The 15698-nt window shown below is 37.2% G+C and carries 18 protein-coding genes; 15 read left to right on the top strand and 3 right to left on the bottom strand.

Features of this window, described 5'->3' with window-relative positions; all coding sequences use genetic code 11:
- Positions 1 to 54 precede the first annotated feature (54 nt).
- Genes QZ738_RS07760 through QZ738_RS07740 form a run of 5 tightly spaced genes read left to right on the top strand, consistent with a single transcriptional unit; the run spans position 55 to position 3818 of the window.
- The gene (locus QZ738_RS07760; RefSeq protein WP_293786282.1) at positions 55 to 600 is read left to right on the top strand and encodes a DUF1599 domain-containing protein; all 546 of its coding nucleotides are present in this window, start codon (positions 55 to 57) and stop codon (positions 598 to 600) included.
- Positions 601 to 634: 34 nt separating this feature from the next.
- A complete protein-coding gene (locus QZ738_RS07755) occupies positions 635 to 1786 on the top strand; it encodes a BT_3928 family protein (protein WP_293786280.1) in 1152 nt (383 codons plus the stop codon).
- A 2-nt stretch (positions 1787 to 1788) separates the two neighbouring features.
- A complete protein-coding gene (locus tag QZ738_RS07750; RefSeq protein ID WP_293786278.1) occupies positions 1789 to 2844 on the top strand; it encodes an ABC transporter permease in 1056 nt (351 codons plus the stop codon).
- Positions 2845 to 2847: 3 nt separating this feature from the next.
- The gene (locus tag QZ738_RS07745) at positions 2848 to 3294 is read left to right on the top strand and encodes a DinB family protein (protein ID WP_293786276.1); all 447 of its coding nucleotides are present in this window, start codon (positions 2848 to 2850) and stop codon (positions 3292 to 3294) included.
- Positions 3295 to 3314: 20 nt separating this feature from the next.
- Positions 3315 to 3818 (top strand): shikimate kinase, encoded by a 504-nt coding sequence (locus tag QZ738_RS07740; RefSeq protein ID WP_293786274.1) that lies wholly within the window; start codon positions 3315 to 3317, stop codon positions 3816 to 3818.
- A 112-nt stretch (positions 3819 to 3930) separates the two neighbouring features.
- Here the strand turns inward: QZ738_RS07740 and crtD are convergent, their stop codons facing one another.
- Positions 3931 to 5415 (bottom strand): 1-hydroxycarotenoid 3,4-desaturase CrtD, encoded by a 1485-nt coding sequence (gene crtD / locus QZ738_RS07735; protein ID WP_293786272.1) that lies wholly within the window; start codon positions 5413 to 5415, stop codon positions 3931 to 3933.
- Positions 5416 to 5454: 39 nt separating this feature from the next.
- On the opposite strand from crtD, the gene QZ738_RS07730 reads away from it, so the two are divergent.
- Both QZ738_RS07730 and QZ738_RS07725 read left to right on the top strand, forming a co-directional pair.
- Positions 5455 to 5835, top strand: a complete 381-nt coding sequence (locus QZ738_RS07730; protein WP_293786270.1) for a RhuM family protein — start codon at positions 5455 to 5457, stop codon at positions 5833 to 5835.
- A gap of 66 nt (positions 5836 to 5901) precedes the next feature.
- Entirely contained in the window at positions 5902 to 6438 is a 537-nt protein-coding gene (locus QZ738_RS07725; protein ID WP_293786268.1) for a type II toxin-antitoxin system death-on-curing family toxin, read from the top strand.
- Position 6439: 1 nt separating this feature from the next.
- Here QZ738_RS07725 and QZ738_RS07720 read toward each other — a convergent pair whose 3' ends face one another.
- Entirely contained in the window at positions 6440 to 8143 is a 1704-nt protein-coding gene (locus QZ738_RS07720; protein WP_293786266.1) for a M28 family peptidase, read from the bottom strand.
- Positions 8144 to 8370: 227 nt separating this feature from the next.
- Between QZ738_RS07720 and QZ738_RS07715 the strand changes: the two genes are divergently transcribed.
- The 3 genes from QZ738_RS07715 (at position 8371) to QZ738_RS07705 (ending at position 11246) form a co-directional block, all read left to right on the top strand.
- Positions 8371 to 8922, top strand: coding sequence for a hypothetical protein (locus QZ738_RS07715; protein ID WP_293786264.1), 552 nt, complete (start codon positions 8371 to 8373; stop codon positions 8920 to 8922).
- A 408-nt stretch (positions 8923 to 9330) separates the two neighbouring features.
- Positions 9331 to 10764, top strand: a complete 1434-nt coding sequence (rlmD, locus tag QZ738_RS07710; RefSeq protein WP_293786262.1) for a 23S rRNA (uracil(1939)-C(5))-methyltransferase RlmD — start codon at positions 9331 to 9333, stop codon at positions 10762 to 10764.
- 68 nt (positions 10765 to 10832) lie between these two features.
- Positions 10833 to 11246, top strand: coding sequence for a hypothetical protein (locus tag QZ738_RS07705; protein WP_293786260.1), 414 nt, complete (start codon positions 10833 to 10835; stop codon positions 11244 to 11246).
- Positions 11247 to 11390: 144 nt separating this feature from the next.
- Here the strand turns inward: QZ738_RS07705 and QZ738_RS07700 are convergent, their stop codons facing one another.
- Entirely contained in the window at positions 11391 to 12095 is a 705-nt protein-coding gene (locus QZ738_RS07700) for a head GIN domain-containing protein (RefSeq protein ID WP_293786258.1), read from the bottom strand.
- Between the two features lie 190 nt (positions 12096 to 12285).
- Between QZ738_RS07700 and QZ738_RS07695 the strand changes: the two genes are divergently transcribed.
- The 5 genes from QZ738_RS07695 to QZ738_RS07675 all read left to right on the top strand — a co-directional run bounded on the left by QZ738_RS07695 (position 12286) and on the right by QZ738_RS07675 (position 15676).
- Positions 12286 to 12792 (top strand): phosphoribosyltransferase family protein, encoded by a 507-nt coding sequence (locus tag QZ738_RS07695; protein WP_293786256.1) that lies wholly within the window; start codon positions 12286 to 12288, stop codon positions 12790 to 12792.
- Between the two features lie 382 nt (positions 12793 to 13174).
- Entirely contained in the window at positions 13175 to 13699 is a 525-nt protein-coding gene (locus tag QZ738_RS07690; protein WP_293786254.1) for a 1-acyl-sn-glycerol-3-phosphate acyltransferase, read from the top strand.
- Complete coding sequence (locus QZ738_RS07685; RefSeq protein WP_293786252.1) at positions 13696 to 14793, top strand: glycosyltransferase family 2 protein; 1098 nt, start codon at positions 13696 to 13698, stop codon at positions 14791 to 14793. Before QZ738_RS07690 ends, QZ738_RS07685 begins: the two co-directional genes overlap by 4 nt.
- Positions 14763 to 15437 (top strand): carotenoid biosynthesis protein, encoded by a 675-nt coding sequence (locus tag QZ738_RS07680; protein ID WP_293786250.1) that lies wholly within the window; start codon positions 14763 to 14765, stop codon positions 15435 to 15437. The genes QZ738_RS07685 and QZ738_RS07680 overlap by 31 nt, the downstream gene beginning before the upstream one ends.
- Positions 15438 to 15469: 32 nt before the next feature.
- On the top strand, positions 15470 to 15676 hold the full coding sequence (locus tag QZ738_RS07675) for a DUF2683 family protein (RefSeq protein WP_293786248.1): 207 nt from the start codon (positions 15470 to 15472) through the stop codon (positions 15674 to 15676).
- The last annotated feature ends 22 nt before the right edge of the window (positions 15677 to 15698 follow it).

Raw genomic sequence — 15698 nt, 5'->3', positions numbered from 1 at the left:
TAGCTTTTGTTTTTTCAGGACAAAAATACACTAAAAACTAAATAATTATTGGCTTTGGCACAAACAAATACCTCTATAGAATTTGATGAAGTGATTGCGGTTTGCAGATCATTATTTTTAAAAAAAACTAAAGATTACGGCACTGCATGGCGGATTTTAAGGCCAAGTTCGATCACTGATCAGATTTTTATCAAAGCACAACGTATCCGCACCCTGGAAGAAAAAAAGGTAAGTAAGGTAGGAGAGGGTGTGGTATCTGAATATATCGGGATTGTAAACTATTGTGTGATTGCCATGATGCAGCTTGAACTGACGGAAAGCGACCCGAATGAAATGCCTTATGAAGAAGTTGAAAAAAGGTTTGACGAAAAGGTAACCGAAACTAAAGATTTGATGTTTGCCAAGAACCACGATTATGGAGAGGCCTGGCGGGATATGCGCATCAGTTCGTTAACCGACCTGATTTTGATGAAAATTTTTAGGGTTAAACAGATCGAAGATAATGAAGGGCAGACGCTGGCTTCCGAGGGCGTTAATGCAAATTATCAGGATATGCTGAACTATTCGGTTTTTGCACTGATCAAACTCGGTGTTAAATAATAATAACAAAACAGCCTTTAAGATAGATACATAAATGCGAAATATACTTTTAAGATTCTCCAGGATTTTTGTTGGTGCTTTATTCATATTTTCAGGATTAATCAAAGCAAACGATCCGCTTGGCTTTGGCTATAAACTACAGGAATATTTTGAAGTTTTTCACATGAATTTCCTGAGCGGAATGGCCACTGGTATAGCCATTTTACTTTGTACTTTAGAAATTGTGCTCGGTGCCTTGTTGTTATTGGGTTTCTGGAGTAAAAAGGTCTCCTGGGGCCTATTGTTGCTTATTATCTTTTTTACCCTACTCACGTTTATTTCTGCAGCATTTAAAGTGGTGACCAGTTGTGGTTGTTTCGGCGATGCCATTCCGCTTACACCATGGCAGTCATTTACCAAGGATCTGATCCTCCTGGCGCTGATTATCGTGATTTTCCTAAATAAAAACCTCATTCAGCCACTGTTTAGAAAAGAAGCCACGCAAAAATATATTGCCATTGCCGTAACGCTTGTATCTTTAGGCTTTGGCGTATATACTTATAATGTTTTGCCAATTATTGATTTCCTACCCTATAAGGTTGGCGCACATATTCCATCGTTAATGGTAATTCCTCCGGGAGAAAAACCTGATGAATATGAAATTATGTATCACCTCAGGAACAAGAAAACCAAAGAGGAAAAAGACATGAGCGATAAGGCCTATCTTAAAACGGAGATATGGAAGGACGAAAATTGGGAAATTATTGGCGAACCGACTAAAAGGCTGATTAAAAAAGGGTTTGAGCCCAAGATCAAAGATTTGAATATCACTGATGCTTCCGGAACTGATTATACCAAAGAACTGATCGAAAACCCATACTATAATTTGATTTTTGTGGCTTACGATCTGCATGCAACCAATGAAGCTGCTATTGGTAAATTAAATGCACTGGCTTTGAATGCTACACAACAGTTTAATATCCGTACAGTATTGCTTACTGCTAATTCAGCTCAGGATGCCCAGGCTTTTATCAAAAAAAACAACCTGTTTTCAGAAGTGTTTTTTGCAGATGCCGTTCCGCTGAAAAGTATGGTAAGGGCAAATCCTGGTATTTTATTGATGAAAAATGGAGTGGTGATCAATAAGTGGCATTATCATAATGTACCGACTTTCGAACAACTCAGCCGAAAATATTTCGATAAATAAACATGATTGGATATGCACTAAAAAAACTCATGTATGGACTGCTGGTAATGGGCGGTGTGATATTGGTGGTTTTTGTGCTGTTTAACATTTTGCCCGGCGACCCTGCAAGAATGACCATGGGGCAACGGGCTGATGTGCAGTCGCTTGAGGCTGTTCGTAAAGAATTTGGTTTAGACCGGTCTAAGCCGGTTCAGTTTATTTTATATATCAATGATTTGTCGCCGATCAGTTTACTGGATAATGATAGTGCCAGTCAGCAGAAATACCATTATGCCAAAATAGTCGCTTTTAATCAAAAAGTACTGGCGCTCAAATGGCCCTATCTGCGTAGCTCTTACCAAACCAAACGCGACGTTACTGCAATTCTTTCCGAAACGGTACCCAACACCTTTATCCTGGCTTTAACTGCAATGATTTTTGCCACCATAATCGGTGTGTTTTTAGGTGTGCTATCTGCCGTCTATAAAGATTCGTGGATTGATAAAGCAGCCAATGCATTTGCCATTTTGGGGATATCTGCACCTTCTTTTTTTGCCGGGATTATCATTGCCTGGCTCTTTGGCTTTGTGCTGAGCAATTATACAGGTTTAAAAATGAGTGGGAGCTTATACTCTTATGATCCTTTTAGTGGAGAAATTTTAACGCTCAGGAATTTATGGTTGCCAATGATTACCCTGGGTTTAAGGCCTTTGGCCATTATTTTACAGCTTACCCGGAGTGCCATGCTGGATGTTCTGGCCCAGGATTACATCAGAACAGCAAAGGCAAAAGGTCTGAGCAGAAATGCGATCATTTATAAACATGCCTTAAGAAATGCCATGAATCCTGTAATTACAGCTATTTCCGGATGGTTTGCTTCGCTATTGGCAGGCTCTTTTTTTGTCGAATATATTTTCGGTTATAACGGTTTGGGAAGAACAACAGTAACTGCTCTAGAAATGTCTGATTTTCCGGTGGTAATGGGCTCCATTCTTTTTATTGCCTTTGTTTTTGTGGTCATTAATATTCTGGTCGACATTTTATATGCCTATGTTGACCCTAGGGTTAAATTAAGTTAAGTGATGAGCAACGAAGAAATAGCAAATTATACTGAGCTTGCAGATCAACGCATTATCGAAATCTTTAAGCACGTTAAGATTGAAATGCCTGATGCTGAGCGTTTGTTCAGTCATGTGCTTAATGCACAGCATATCTGGGCATATCGCATTTCAGCACAAAAACCAACATATGGCGTTTGGGATATACATCCAAAGAAAAATTTTGAAAGGCTCTCTTCAGAAAATTTTAAACTGATTAGGGAGGCATTGATTCATTTTCCTTTAGATCAGCGGATTTTATATTCGAATTCCAGAGGCGATCAATACGAAAACTCCATAGATGAAATTTTATTTCATTTGTTTAACCATTCTACTTATCATCGCGGGCAGGTGGTGACTTTGCTGAAAAAGGCAGGTTTTACTCCACCTGTAACCGATTACATTATGTTAAAACGCGATCATTTACTATAGGTCGCCTTATAAAACTTCAGATGAAAATTTTTCTTATCGGATATATGGGCTGCGGCAAGAGTACCAAAGCGAAACAGTTGGCACATCGTTTAGAATGCCCTGTAATTGATCTTGATGCCGAAATTGTTTCAAAAACAGGCAAAAGCATTGCCGAATATTTTGCTGAGTACGGAGAAAGTGGTTTCAGGGATTACGAAAGTGAGATGCTTAAAACCTTCGATTATCCGGAAACTTGTGTGGTAGCTACCGGCGGTGGATTGCCTTGTTTCTTCGATAATATGGAATGGATGAATGCACACGGTACAACAGTTTACCTGCAAATGGAACCCGCTGCTTTGGTTTCTCGTTTACATAACCGGCAAAAACGTCCTTTAATTAAAGATTTGGATGATGAACAACTGCTTGTGTTCATTAAAGAAAAACTTCAGGAACGTGCTCCGTTTTATACCCAGGCGAAAATAATTGTAGATGCATTTGACCTCGATGGGGAGAAGTTGGAGGAAGCGATTAAGGGAAGTTATTAGTACTTATTCCGGAGTCTTCAGTCTATATTCGGTTATCGCTTTAAATAATACTGCTATAGTTTATGAGCTATCCACTATTAAACTAGTAACCAATAAACCAATGGCTAATGAACTATTGAACTGGCCTGATATCATCATCAATAATCCTGGCCGACAACAATGCCAATGGGATTCCGCCACCCGGATGTACGCTTCCACCGCAGAAGTAAAGATTCTTCACTTTCGAACTGAAGTTAGAATGCCTTAAAAATGCGGAAAATTGATTGTTGGAGCTATTGCCATACAAAGCGCCCTGATACGATCCTGTTTTGCTTTCTATGCCTCTAGGATCAAGAGTCTGTTCGCAAACGATATCCCTTTCAATGTTCCGGTTTAAAATTCTGTTGATTTTTTTAATAATATTTGCCCTTGCTTCATTAATCAACTGATCCCAGTTTTGTCCGTTATTGGCTGGCACATTAATCATTACAAACCAGTTTTCAGCATTTGCCGGTGCATCGTTTCTGATATGCTTGGAGGTAATATTGACATAAACTGTTGGATCGTGACTAAGCGTTTTATCTTTCCAAATGGCACTAAATTCTTTTTGATAATCTTTAGCAAAGAAAATATTGTGCAGTCCTAAGTCGCTATAACTACTATCCATGCCCCAGTAGAAAATTAATGCCGAACTGCTTCTTTCCTGGGTCAATAATTTTTTTGGTTCAGTTATATCTTTAAGTAGATTTTTATAAGTGAACCAGATATCAAGATTAGAGACAACAATATCTGCTCGGTAGGTCTTGTCATTCACTTTAACACCCTCTATTTTAGTTTTGCCTGTTTTACTATGTAAAATTTCTTCAACTTTTTGGCTATAATGAAACCTAATGCCTAGTTCTTCCGCTAATTTCACTAAAGCATTCACAATACCATACATGCCGTCCTTTGGGATATAAGCCCCAAAATGATATTCAAAATGTGGAATTACATTCAACGTAGCTGGTGCCTGATAGGGGTCTGAACCATTGTAGGTAGCATAGCGGTTAAAAAGCTGCGCAATGCGCTCATCTTTAAAAAACGATTGGTTTGCTTTGGCCTGTGTTCTGAAAGCATCAATCTGACCAAAACGGAATATTGATTTTAAAGTATCCCAATGCAGGTAACTTTTAAGTTTATGCAAACTTCTTTCTAAAAAAACACGATGTGTAACCTCATAAATCGTCTTGCTTTTTTTAAAATAATGCCGTGCTTCCGCTGCGGTTGAATGGGTTTTTTCGGCTATATCCTTTGCAAACTGATCAAGGTCAGCAGTGGCATTTAACCTTAAGCCATCTTCATAAAAGTAACGGCAAATTTCTTTTAGTTTAATGTATTTAAAATAGTCTTCAGGATTTTTACCCGCCAGTTTAAAGAGTTCATCAACATATTGTGGCATGGTAAAAAGACTCGGACCGGCATCAAACCTGAAACCATTCATGTTTATTTCCCCAAGCTTGCCCCCAGGTTTAGCATTGGCTTCAAAAACATCGACTTGATAACCTTTTACAGCGAGTCGAACGGCAGATGCAATTCCTGCAATTCCTGCACCGATCACTATGGCTTTTAGTTTAGGCATAATGCGAAAATAGAATAAATATTTTACTAACTTAAGGCAATGACTAAGGATGAAATTATAATTTATAAAAATGAAGCAGGACTGCCAGCAATAGAAGTGGTTTTCGACAATGATACTGTTTGGCTTACGCAACAGCAGATGCAGCAACTTTTCAATAAAACTAAACAGAATATAAGTCTGCACATTAAGAATATATTTAGTGAAAATGAACTTGTAAAAGATTCAGTTGTCAAGGAATCCTTGACAACTGCTTTAGATGGTAAGCGTTATAATACATTCTACTATTCACTTGATGTAGTCATTTCTGTTGGTTATCGTGTAAAATCGGTCGAGGGAACAAAATTCCGCATTTGGGCCAACCAAATATTAAAAGATTATCTAATAAATGGGTATGCTCTAAATTATAAAAAATTACAATAACAAAGCCAGCAACTTATAGAATTAAAGCAGGCCATAAGGCTGGTTGGTGCTGTTCAAAATAACCACTTGCTTAATAATGATGAGCTAAAAGATACTTTTAAAATTCTTACAGATTATGTTTATGCTTTAGATGTTCTTGATCGTTACGACCATCAGCGGCTGGAAAATGAAGTTTCTGGCCATAAGGGCGATTTTAAAATAGATTACGATTCTGCACTTGAAGCTATAGATGATTTAAGGGTGAAATTTGGTGGAAGCAAACTTTTTGGAAATGAAAAAGACCAGTCATTTCAAAGTTCATTATATACCATTTATCAAACATTTGATGGGGAGGAGCTTTATCCAAGTATGGAAGAAAAAGCAGCCAATCTATTATATTTCGTTGTAAAAAACCATTCATTTTCTGATGGAAATAAACGGATCGCTGCTTTTTTATTTGTTTGGTTTCTGGACAAAAATAAAATGCTCTATCGCGAAGATGGTACGAAAAGAATCGCCGATAATGCATTGGTTGCGCTTACCTTACTGATCGCAGAAAGTGATCCTAAAGAAAAAGAAATGATGGTTAAAGTAGTGATTAATTTGATCAACTATAAAAATTAACCTACTTCAATTCCGATAAATATACCTGTGTCTGTTTGTCAATCTCGTTGATGGCAAACTTAATGGCCGAATCTACTCTCGTAGTTTCTGGTTTAACAGGCATTTTATTGATGGTTGCCAGTGCATCAACGTACCATTTGCCCCAAACCTCAATAATATGTTTCTCATCATCTGCCGATTTTCCATTTGTAATTGCTTTTTTGCTGAGCTGAAATTCTGTTTTTAAGCGGATCAGCGCATCTGCTTTAACTTGAGAAACGGTAGCAATAGCCGTGTTTTCGTCTGCAGAAATTAAGGTATAGGCCGCAGTTAAACCACTGATGCCGACGTTTTTCATTTCTGTTGCGGAAACTTTATCGATTCTATCGTTATCGGTGTGATAAAAAACATCGGTAAAGTGCCACATCAGTAAACCTGGTATTTTATTTTGTAAAAACGGAGTGTGATCGCTTCCCCCTTCAAAAGGGTTATAGTTAACCGTCCAATTGGCAAATTTACCCTGTGCTTTACAGATATCGAAAATAAAATCGTTGAAATAGTGCGGGAAAAGATCTTTTTCACTCACATCACCAGCACCCCATTCAGTATGTTTATCCGTACCTCTCGTCCAAATGGCTGATGGATCAGGCATTTTTTCGATTAAGAAAGAGCCGCCGGTTTTTTTGGTGTCTTCACCAACCATATCCAAACTCATTCCCCACATTATGCCTTTGGCCCTGGTGGTATCCTCGGTAATATATCTTCTTGTTGATATGATTTCGTCGCCCCATAAAAAAGTTAAACTACGTTGGGGGTTTATCTTTTTTGCCTGATACAATTCTGCTGTTAATCTTGCCATTTCTGCTAATGTGCCCACGCCGCTTGCATTATCGTTTGCGCCGGGTTCTTGTACGTGTGCACTAAATACAAAACGTTCATGTGAATTCACGCTTCCTTTAACATTTGCCACAATGGTTAATTCTTCGGAAGGATAAATTTTAGTTTGAATATTTACTTTCAATTTGGTCTCACCTTTTAGGCAAGCCGCTTTCAACTTTTCTTTTGCTGCGTAGGATAGAAGCAATGTCCATACTTCGCTATTGGCTTTCATGCTACCGAACTGGATGGAAGTTTGATGAAATTCTGGCTGCGTATATTTCGGCATCGAATAGCCTAAAAAACCAATGGCCCCTGCTTTAGTAGCAATTTGAAGTAAACGTGATGGATTATTTTCTGAAAATAGGATTTTTCCTTTTAAATCCATTTTTTCTATTTCTGCCGGAATTATTTTTTCGATGTAAACAACCTTGGCTGTAATGCCATCAGCAGGAGTTGATCCACAGTTGATCGGAATCATGTTACGATTGGTTTTGTAAGATATGAGCGGCTGTACATCACCTATAATATCAATATTGGCATCAACAGGCTCCCATGTACTGTTTTTCATTGCTCTTTTTTCAATCCGATAGGTTAGAGGTGCTTCAAACTCATCTTGCTTTTGTTCTATAAAACCAGCCTTTTTAAGGATATTTTCGACGTAATGGATACTGGCATTAAAACCGGTGTTGCCGGGCACACGGAAGTATTTTTCTACAAAAGCGGTGGTTTCGTAGGCATTTTTTTCTTGGAAACCCGTCCTTGTAAGCTTAAAATATTCATTTGTCGATTGTTGTGCATAACAGCCTAAGTGAACAAAAAGTAGTGCAAGAAATATCTTCGTTTTCATGATCGTTAGTAAAAACGAAAGATACTAAGAATTTAATGTTATTTAGGCGCCGCGCTTACGTGTTTTGCGTTTCAGGCTTCCATCAGCAGGTTATTGCGTGTTCTGGGTGTTTTGTTTATCAATATTACATGATTTGAAACCAGTTGATACGGAAAGCCGTATTTAGATGTTATTTCCAATGCTGATTTTTGTATAAATAACAAATGTAAGTTCTACTACAAAAATCTATGAGAAAGAATTCCAGAAAGAATAGAATCGGTTTAATTAACAGCTTGTGGGTATTTATTATAGCCATATCTCTATTTTCATGTAAGAAAAAGGTTGATACAAACATCGAAATAACTGAAGCCCCAGTTGAATTTAGTTATGAGGTAACCTGTAATTATTGCGACATTTCTTACATTGATATACAAAACCAAAGCAAAACCATCAAGGGCATTATGGGAAAATGGGCTTATAAAATGAATGCTAATGTTTCTTTTGATCTAAAATTGTCTATTAAAACAAGTTTGGTGAGCGCACAGGAGATTCAGGCTTACATTCTTAGAAATGATGAAGCAGTATATGGGATATTTGGATATAATTATGCTGAAATATCTTATGACATCAGGCAAAGTAAAGGCATTTCAAGTTTCGGTAATTACATCGTTACAGGAACAGGGAATAACAGCGGAGGAAATACCAACCCAGTTTCGTCAGTTTGTGGTGCTAAAAATAAAACCGGAGGATATTGTAAACGTATAGTAGTAGGCGGTGGAAGATGTTGGCAACATAAATAGTTGTTTTGAATCTATAATGTAAAATTAACAGAAAATTAATCTATACCGTTTCGGTTTTTGGTCTGAATTTTGTATTATTGTTTAAATAGATTGGTTTTTTGTCATGAGCAAAGAAATATTAGAGTTTTCTGTACAAGTGGATGAAAAATTCGACCTGAAATTTAATTGGCTGGACGGCTTTTGGGGCGCAGCATTTAAATTTTTTGGAAAATAATTTTTTAGCCATAATTATTTACCGGGCAGTTAGTTTCCGGTTGAAAGGTTATACCTTAATTTTTCTAAATTCGTTGTTTAACCTTGTACAGTCGTCCTAATCGCCAGGCCTTCGCCTTGTTTGTTCAGCAGTTTTTAAGCCTTCTGTCTTTCTGTCCTCCACCTTCAACCTCTTTTTCCTATCTTTGCAACATAATGAGTAGAAGAAAACCCGGTACGGTAACTATTGTTCCAAACGTACAAATAATTGATATTGCTGAAGAAGGAAAAGGTGTTGGCAAAGCTGATGAATTGGTCATTTTTGTAGATAAAGCCGTTCCAGGTGATTTGGTGGATGTACGCTTGACCAAAAAGAAAAAGAATTTTGCTGAAGCCATCATCGATCAGCTCCACGAAAAATCCACATTGCGCACCGATCCTTTCTGTCCTCATTTCGGAACCTGTGGTGGTTGCAAATGGCAGCATATGGGGTACGATGCTCAATTAAAGTTTAAACAGAAAAATGTTGAGGCCGCCTTACAGCGTTTAGGTAAAATAGATACCTCTGGAACAGAACCTATTTTGGGGTCGGCAAAAAACAGGTATTACCGCAATAAATTAGAATTTACATTTTCGAACAAACGTTGGTTGGAGAAAACTGATGTAGAGCGCGATGAAGATTTTGATATGAATGCATTGGGTTTTCACGTGCCCTTACGTTTTGATAAGATTTTGGATATCGAACATTGTTATTTACAGGATGAGCCATCCAATTCGATAAGAAACGCTGTCCGTAAATATGCTTTAGAAAATGAACTGTCGTTTTACGATTTGCGTAACCATGAAGGTGTTTTGCGTAACCTGATTATCCGTACTTCCAGCACGGGAGAGGTGATGGTGGCAGTAGTTTTTGCTTATCCGGAACTAACACAGATTGATGGTTTAATGGAGTTCATTAAAAGTGAATTCCCACAAATTACCTCCCTGCTTTATATCGTTAACCAGAAGAAAAATGATACCATTTTCGATCAGGAGGTAGTGGTGTTCTCGGGCCGGGATCATATTTTTGAAGAAATGCCTGCCGGACTAACAGGCGGGGATAGCATCCGCTTCAAGATCGGGGTTAAATCTTTTTATCAGACCAATTCTGAGCAAGCCTTTGAGCTATATAAAATTGCCAGGGAATTTGCCGGATTTAAAGGCGATGAATTGGTTTATGATTTGTACACCGGGGCAGGAACTATTGCCAACTTTGTGGCCAAAAATGTGAAACAGGTAGTGGGCGTAGAATATGTACCCACAGCTATTGAAGATGCTAAGTTCAACGCTGAACTGAACGGCATTGATAATACCATCTTTTATGCGGGTGATATGAAAGACATCCTTACATCCGAATTTATATTGGCGCACGGTAAGCCTGATGTAGTAATCACCGATCCGCCGCGTGCCGGAATGCATGCAGATGTGGTGCAAAGATTATTGGAAATGGAAGCCGAAAAAATTGTGTATGTGAGCTGTAATGCTGCAACACAGGCCAGAGACCTCGAACTGTTAAAAGAAAAATATGATGTAGCTCGCATTAAGCCGGTAGACATGTTCCCTCATACACAACACGTAGAGAATGTGGTACTATTGAGGTTAAGAGCGTAGAAACAGAAATAGAAAAGGTTTTATGGGATTTTAAACATTCTAACATTTAAACCTTTCAACAACAAAAAATGGATAGAGAAGAATTACTAAGTGCAACACCGGAAGATGGAGGGGCACCACAACAAAAACAGGAAAGTCCACTAATCAGTTTAGAGAAAGACCTGGAATTTTATGCTGATGCGATTAAAGAAGTTGCCATAGAAATTATGGTTGAAGGCATTTCCGCTTCTCCTATTTTCATTGCTCACCAGCACGAAGTAAATATTGGAGAGGTAATTTTAAATAAAGAAGAACTTAATACCAATTGGACGATACAGGCCTCTACTTTAGAAGAATTTCTAGAAAAAGGAATTATCAGCAAGGATAAAAAAGAACCTTTCTTAAAAGTATATAAGAAACCGGTAGACTTTATGTGCGTTTTTGTAATCGTTCCTGAAGGCGCTAACTTTATTTATTACCCATATAAAAAGGGTAAAGGGTAGGTGGTGGAGGGTTTATGGTTTAATTCTCACAGCCAATAATAGTCAGAAGTGGTTTAATGCCCGAATATTAGACCTATCTATAAAAAAAAATAACGCCGCTTTGCATCCACAAAGCAGCGAATTATTATTAACTAAACTAAAGTCTTAATTTACGTGGTGTACATCTCCACTTTTTGAAGTCGATGTTTTTTTAAGTGCGGCATTGCCTTTATAACTTACGTCGCCACCACCACTCGCACTGGCCTCCAAGCCCTTGTTCACATAGAGATTTACGTCAGAACCACCAGAAGCCTGCACCTTTGCATAATCTGCAATTAATTCATAAGCATCTATGTCGCTGCCGCCGCTGGATTGAATGGTCATGTTTTCTGCTTTGCCTTTCAAATCAATGTCGCTTCCTCCGCTTGACTGGATAGATAAATCTTTACAAACAACGTTAAGTTTTAAATCTGATCCACCAGAAGAGCGGACAGCAAGTTTATCTGTCCTGATCTGATTTTGTGTAAAAACATCCGAACCTCCGGAAGCTGCAATTGCATTTAGCATTTTAAAGTTTACATAAGCTTTAATGGTACGGTTTTTAAACATGCCGCCCCAGTTGATGCCATCTTTAAACTTGATGGTAATACTGCTGCCATTCTGTTCCACAACAATATCTTGTAATGTTTCCGAATCAGATTTTATACTTACACTTTCGCTACTTCCCTGGGTTAAGTATAAGTCAATTCCACTACTCACCCCAACGCTATTAAAGTTTTTGACCGTGAAACTTTTAGTTTCCTGTGCTTTGGCCATATAGCTGATTGCCACTATAAATAAGATGGCAGATGATTTGATAAGGATTTTCATATTTGTTTTTCGTTAAATGATTTTGAAGTCAATGTGATCCAATATTTGGATGCCAGTACTTCTATTTTCTGTTTTGGTTATGGATTAGACGCATCTCCTGAGAAAACGTTGCAAGCAATTGAAAAAATTTTTTAAATAGTTTGAATTTCATTCTTAAAATCGTTCTTTTTGTATTCAATCCGATTATACAATGGCATCGCAATTACTTATTCTAAATAAGAAACAAATTCAGCAGAAAATAGACCGTATCGCTTATCAGATTTTAGAGGATAACCTGAACGAGAAAGAAGTAGTACTTGCAGGTATTTGGGACCGTGGCTATAAGTTGGCCAAAAGGTTGGAAAAAGTGCTTAAAACGATTTCAGGCTTTAAACTTACCCTGCTACGTATTGATATGCAAAAAGAAAGCAGTAAATTGGTGGCTTCAACTGATTTGGACGAAAATCATTGGAAAAACAAGGTAATTATTATTGTTGATGATGTATTGAACAGTGGTAAAACCCTTGCTTATGGTTTAGGTGTTTTCTTAAACACACCACATAAAAAAATCCGTACGGTAGTTTTGGTTGATCGAAGCCATAAAATCTTCCCCATTGCCACTGATTTTGTTGGACTTGAACTTGCTACGGTTTTAAAAGAACATGTAGATGTGGTGATGGATGTGGAAGGAGAAGAAGATCGGGTTTATTTGAGCTAGTTAAGAATTGGTATCGTCCGCGTTTGTAACGAGAATGGATGAAACAGCGATTTAATAGGTGCATAACGAGTTTTTAGCATTTTAGACCACATTACAAATGTGGCTCTCACTGATCCTTGTTGAAAACGAGGACCATGTTATTGCTAGTCGAAATATATTTAAAATCTTGCAGCAAATTATAAAATGTGGATCTCGACACTCCCGTTAAAAATGAAGGCTAAACTTTTTCTGGTCTATAAAGACCAAATTTGTAAATCACCTCAATTTTTTGCAATTTTCCAAAATGTATCGGCCCCGAAAAAATAATCTGATTTTTAAATTTTTCTCCTGGTATATTCAATTGATCATCAAAAAAGATTTTGCTGCATTCAATTATAATGCAATGGAAATCAAATCTGATTCTTCTGTTCTGATTTTGGCCAACCATTTCAGCTGGTGGGATGGTTTTTTTCTGTTTTACATCAACAAAAAAATATTAAAAAAGCAATTTCATGTGTTGGTGAATGCTGAGAACTATACTAAAATAAGTTTTTTGAAATTTCTTGGAGCCTTTGCTGCTGAAAATAAAGGCAAAGACATTTTAGAAACACTTAATTATGCAGGCAAACTGTTAGATAATCCATCTAACTTAGTGTTGGTGTTTCCTCAGGGAAAATTGTATTCTAACCATTTGAAGGGCATTAATTTTGAAAAAGGGGTGATGCAGATTATTAATGCCAGTCAGAAAAAAATCAATATCATTTTTGCGGCTACCTTTATCGATTATTTTGCGAAAAGAAAACCAACAGCTTATACATATCTACAACATTGGGAGAATGAAGAGTATGTGAGTTTGCAATTGTTAAAAAGCGCTTACAATAAACATTACGATCAATCGGTTGTTAAACAAAATCAACTAATTGAATGACGATTTTTATTTATGCCGTTTTAATTTTCCTGGTGATCCGGTTTTCGGTAACTGTCTTCAATTTTCTATCTAACCCAAAGTTGCCAAGAGTAGTTAAACACCATCATGATTTGGTCTCGATCCTGATCCCTGCGAGAAATGAAGCCGAAAATATTTTAGAATTGCTTATTTCGATAAAAAATCAAGATTATGCTGATTATGAGGTTATTATTTTAGATGATAACAGCAGTGATGATACTTTTACGGTGGTGAAAAAGTTTTGCCTTAATGATCCACGATTCAAAGTGATAAGCGGAAAGGAGTTGCCTCCAGGCTGGCTGGGAAAAAACTATGCCTGCCAGCAGCTTAGCGAATTGGCTACCGGTAAATACCTTTTATTTATTGATGCTGATGAGACCATTAAAAGAGGATTGATCAATAGCCTCATCAGCCGGATGGAAATTGGAAAACTGGCCCTGCTGAGTGTTTTTACCAATCAGACGATGAAATCGATAGGCGAATGGTTAACGGTGCCTTTAATGCATTTTATCCTGTTGAACTTATTACCCTTACGCTTAGTGAAGATTTCTAAAAACCCGGCATTTGCAGCCGCCAGCGGACAATGTATGTTTTTTAATGCCAATCACTACAAAGAAAACCATTGGCATAAGCAGGTTAAACACCAGGTTGTAGAAGATGTGGAGATTATGAAATTGGTTAAACAGGAAAAATTTAACGCAGAAGCGCTTCTGGCCAACGGATTGATTTATTGCAGGATGTATAGGAATTTAAACGAAAGCTTAAATGGCTTTAGTAAAAATTTACTGGCTGGTTTTGGTAATAACATCATAATATTATTACTTTACCAGCTTTTGGTAACCATAGGGCCATTGATTTTAATCTTAAACTTTAACGTTGCTTTACTTGTATTACCATTAACTTTAATCGTATTAAGCAGAATGATGATTTCCTATTTATCCGGACAGCATGTTTTGATAAACTTGGTGTTACATCCTTTACAGATGTTGTTCTTCTTAATCATTTCACTTATTTCTATAAAAAAACATATTTTTAAAACGAGCACATGGAAGGGCAGAACGATCAAAACGATTTAATGGTTAAAAAGATTGCAGTGGCAATAATTGTCGTTTTTCATGTGGTTGGCCTACTTGGCTTTTTACTCCCTGTTGCGCAGCCATATTTTATAAAACTAGTTCCCTTTCATTTATTGCTGATGTTTGCCATAATTGTTTTTTCTTACAATGCCGATGTAAAACGATTGTTGTTATTTGTTTCAGGTGTATTTCTCTGCGGCTTCCTGGTAGAAGTATTGGGGGTACATACAGGGAAGATATTTGGCAGTTACTATTATGGCGATACATTAGGTTACAAAGTTGCTGCGGTCCCATTGTTAATGGGGGTAAATTGGGTAATCCTTATTTTCAGCATTGGGCAAATGATGAAAAGTATGAAAATCAGGCATAGTATTTTAGCTTCGGTTATCGGGGCTTTTTTATTGGTTGTTTTCGATTTCTTTTTGGAACCTGTGGCCATGAAATTTAATTACTGGCAATGGGATTGGCACGAAATTCCAGTCCAAAATTATGTAGCCTGGTTTATTGTTTCTGTTATCTTATTGAAATTTTATTATGCTTTGGGCTTAAAACAGCAGAAGTATATTGGTGTGACCATGTTTGCCTCGCAGTTAATCTTTTTTGTTGTCTTATACATGACAACCGGAACAAATATTTTTGCTTAATTTTGTAAGGTTATGTTAATTAATTTTATAATATGGAAACACTAATCGTACAGCCCAAAAATAAAAAACAGCTTTTGGCAGTTGAGGCGGTGTTACAAGCATTGAACGTTACTTTTAAAAAAGAGAAGAGCTACAGCCCTGAATTTATAAATGAAATAGCTAAAGGAGAAGAAGATATAAAAAATGGACGTTTAACAAGAGTTAAGGATGTTCAAAATATATGGGAAAGTATTTTGTAGACATTACAGATCAAGCTAAAAA

Source organism: uncultured Pedobacter sp., from assembly GCF_913776295.1.
GTDB lineage: Bacteria > Bacteroidota > Bacteroidia > Sphingobacteriales > Sphingobacteriaceae > Pedobacter.
The sequence above is the reverse complement of the archived record's forward strand: the minus strand, read 5'-3'. Positions and strand labels throughout refer to the sequence as shown.

Coding starts and splice junctions, on each gene's coding strand:
- QZ738_RS07680 (WP_293786250.1), top strand. CDS start 14,763: ATGGAAGGGCAGAACGATCAAAACGATTTAATGGTTAAAAAGATTGCA.
- QZ738_RS07730 (WP_293786270.1), top strand. CDS start 5,455: ATGACTAAGGATGAAATTATAATTTATAAAAATGAAGCAGGACTGCCA.
- QZ738_RS07745 (WP_293786276.1), top strand. CDS start 2,848: ATGAGCAACGAAGAAATAGCAAATTATACTGAGCTTGCAGATCAACGC.
- QZ738_RS07740 (WP_293786274.1), top strand. CDS start 3,315: ATGAAAATTTTTCTTATCGGATATATGGGCTGCGGCAAGAGTACCAAA.
- QZ738_RS07720 (WP_293786266.1), bottom strand. CDS start 8,143: ATGAAAACGAAGATATTTCTTGCACTACTTTTTGTTCACTTAGGCTGT.
- crtD (WP_293786272.1), bottom strand. CDS start 5,415: ATGCCTAAACTAAAAGCCATAGTGATCGGTGCAGGAATTGCAGGAATT.
- QZ738_RS07695 (WP_293786256.1), top strand. CDS start 12,286: ATGGCATCGCAATTACTTATTCTAAATAAGAAACAAATTCAGCAGAAA.
- QZ738_RS07715 (WP_293786264.1), top strand. CDS start 8,371: ATGAGAAAGAATTCCAGAAAGAATAGAATCGGTTTAATTAACAGCTTG.
- QZ738_RS07750 (WP_293786278.1), top strand. CDS start 1,789: ATGATTGGATATGCACTAAAAAAACTCATGTATGGACTGCTGGTAATG.
- rlmD (WP_293786262.1), top strand. CDS start 9,331: ATGAGTAGAAGAAAACCCGGTACGGTAACTATTGTTCCAAACGTACAA.
- QZ738_RS07675 (WP_293786248.1), top strand. CDS start 15,470: ATGGAAACACTAATCGTACAGCCCAAAAATAAAAAACAGCTTTTGGCA.
- QZ738_RS07755 (WP_293786280.1), top strand. CDS start 635: ATGCGAAATATACTTTTAAGATTCTCCAGGATTTTTGTTGGTGCTTTA.
- QZ738_RS07700 (WP_293786258.1), bottom strand. CDS start 12,095: ATGAAAATCCTTATCAAATCATCTGCCATCTTATTTATAGTGGCAATC.
- QZ738_RS07705 (WP_293786260.1), top strand. CDS start 10,833: ATGGATAGAGAAGAATTACTAAGTGCAACACCGGAAGATGGAGGGGCA.
- QZ738_RS07690 (WP_293786254.1), top strand. CDS start 13,175: ATGGAAATCAAATCTGATTCTTCTGTTCTGATTTTGGCCAACCATTTC.
- QZ738_RS07685 (WP_293786252.1), top strand. CDS start 13,696: ATGACGATTTTTATTTATGCCGTTTTAATTTTCCTGGTGATCCGGTTT.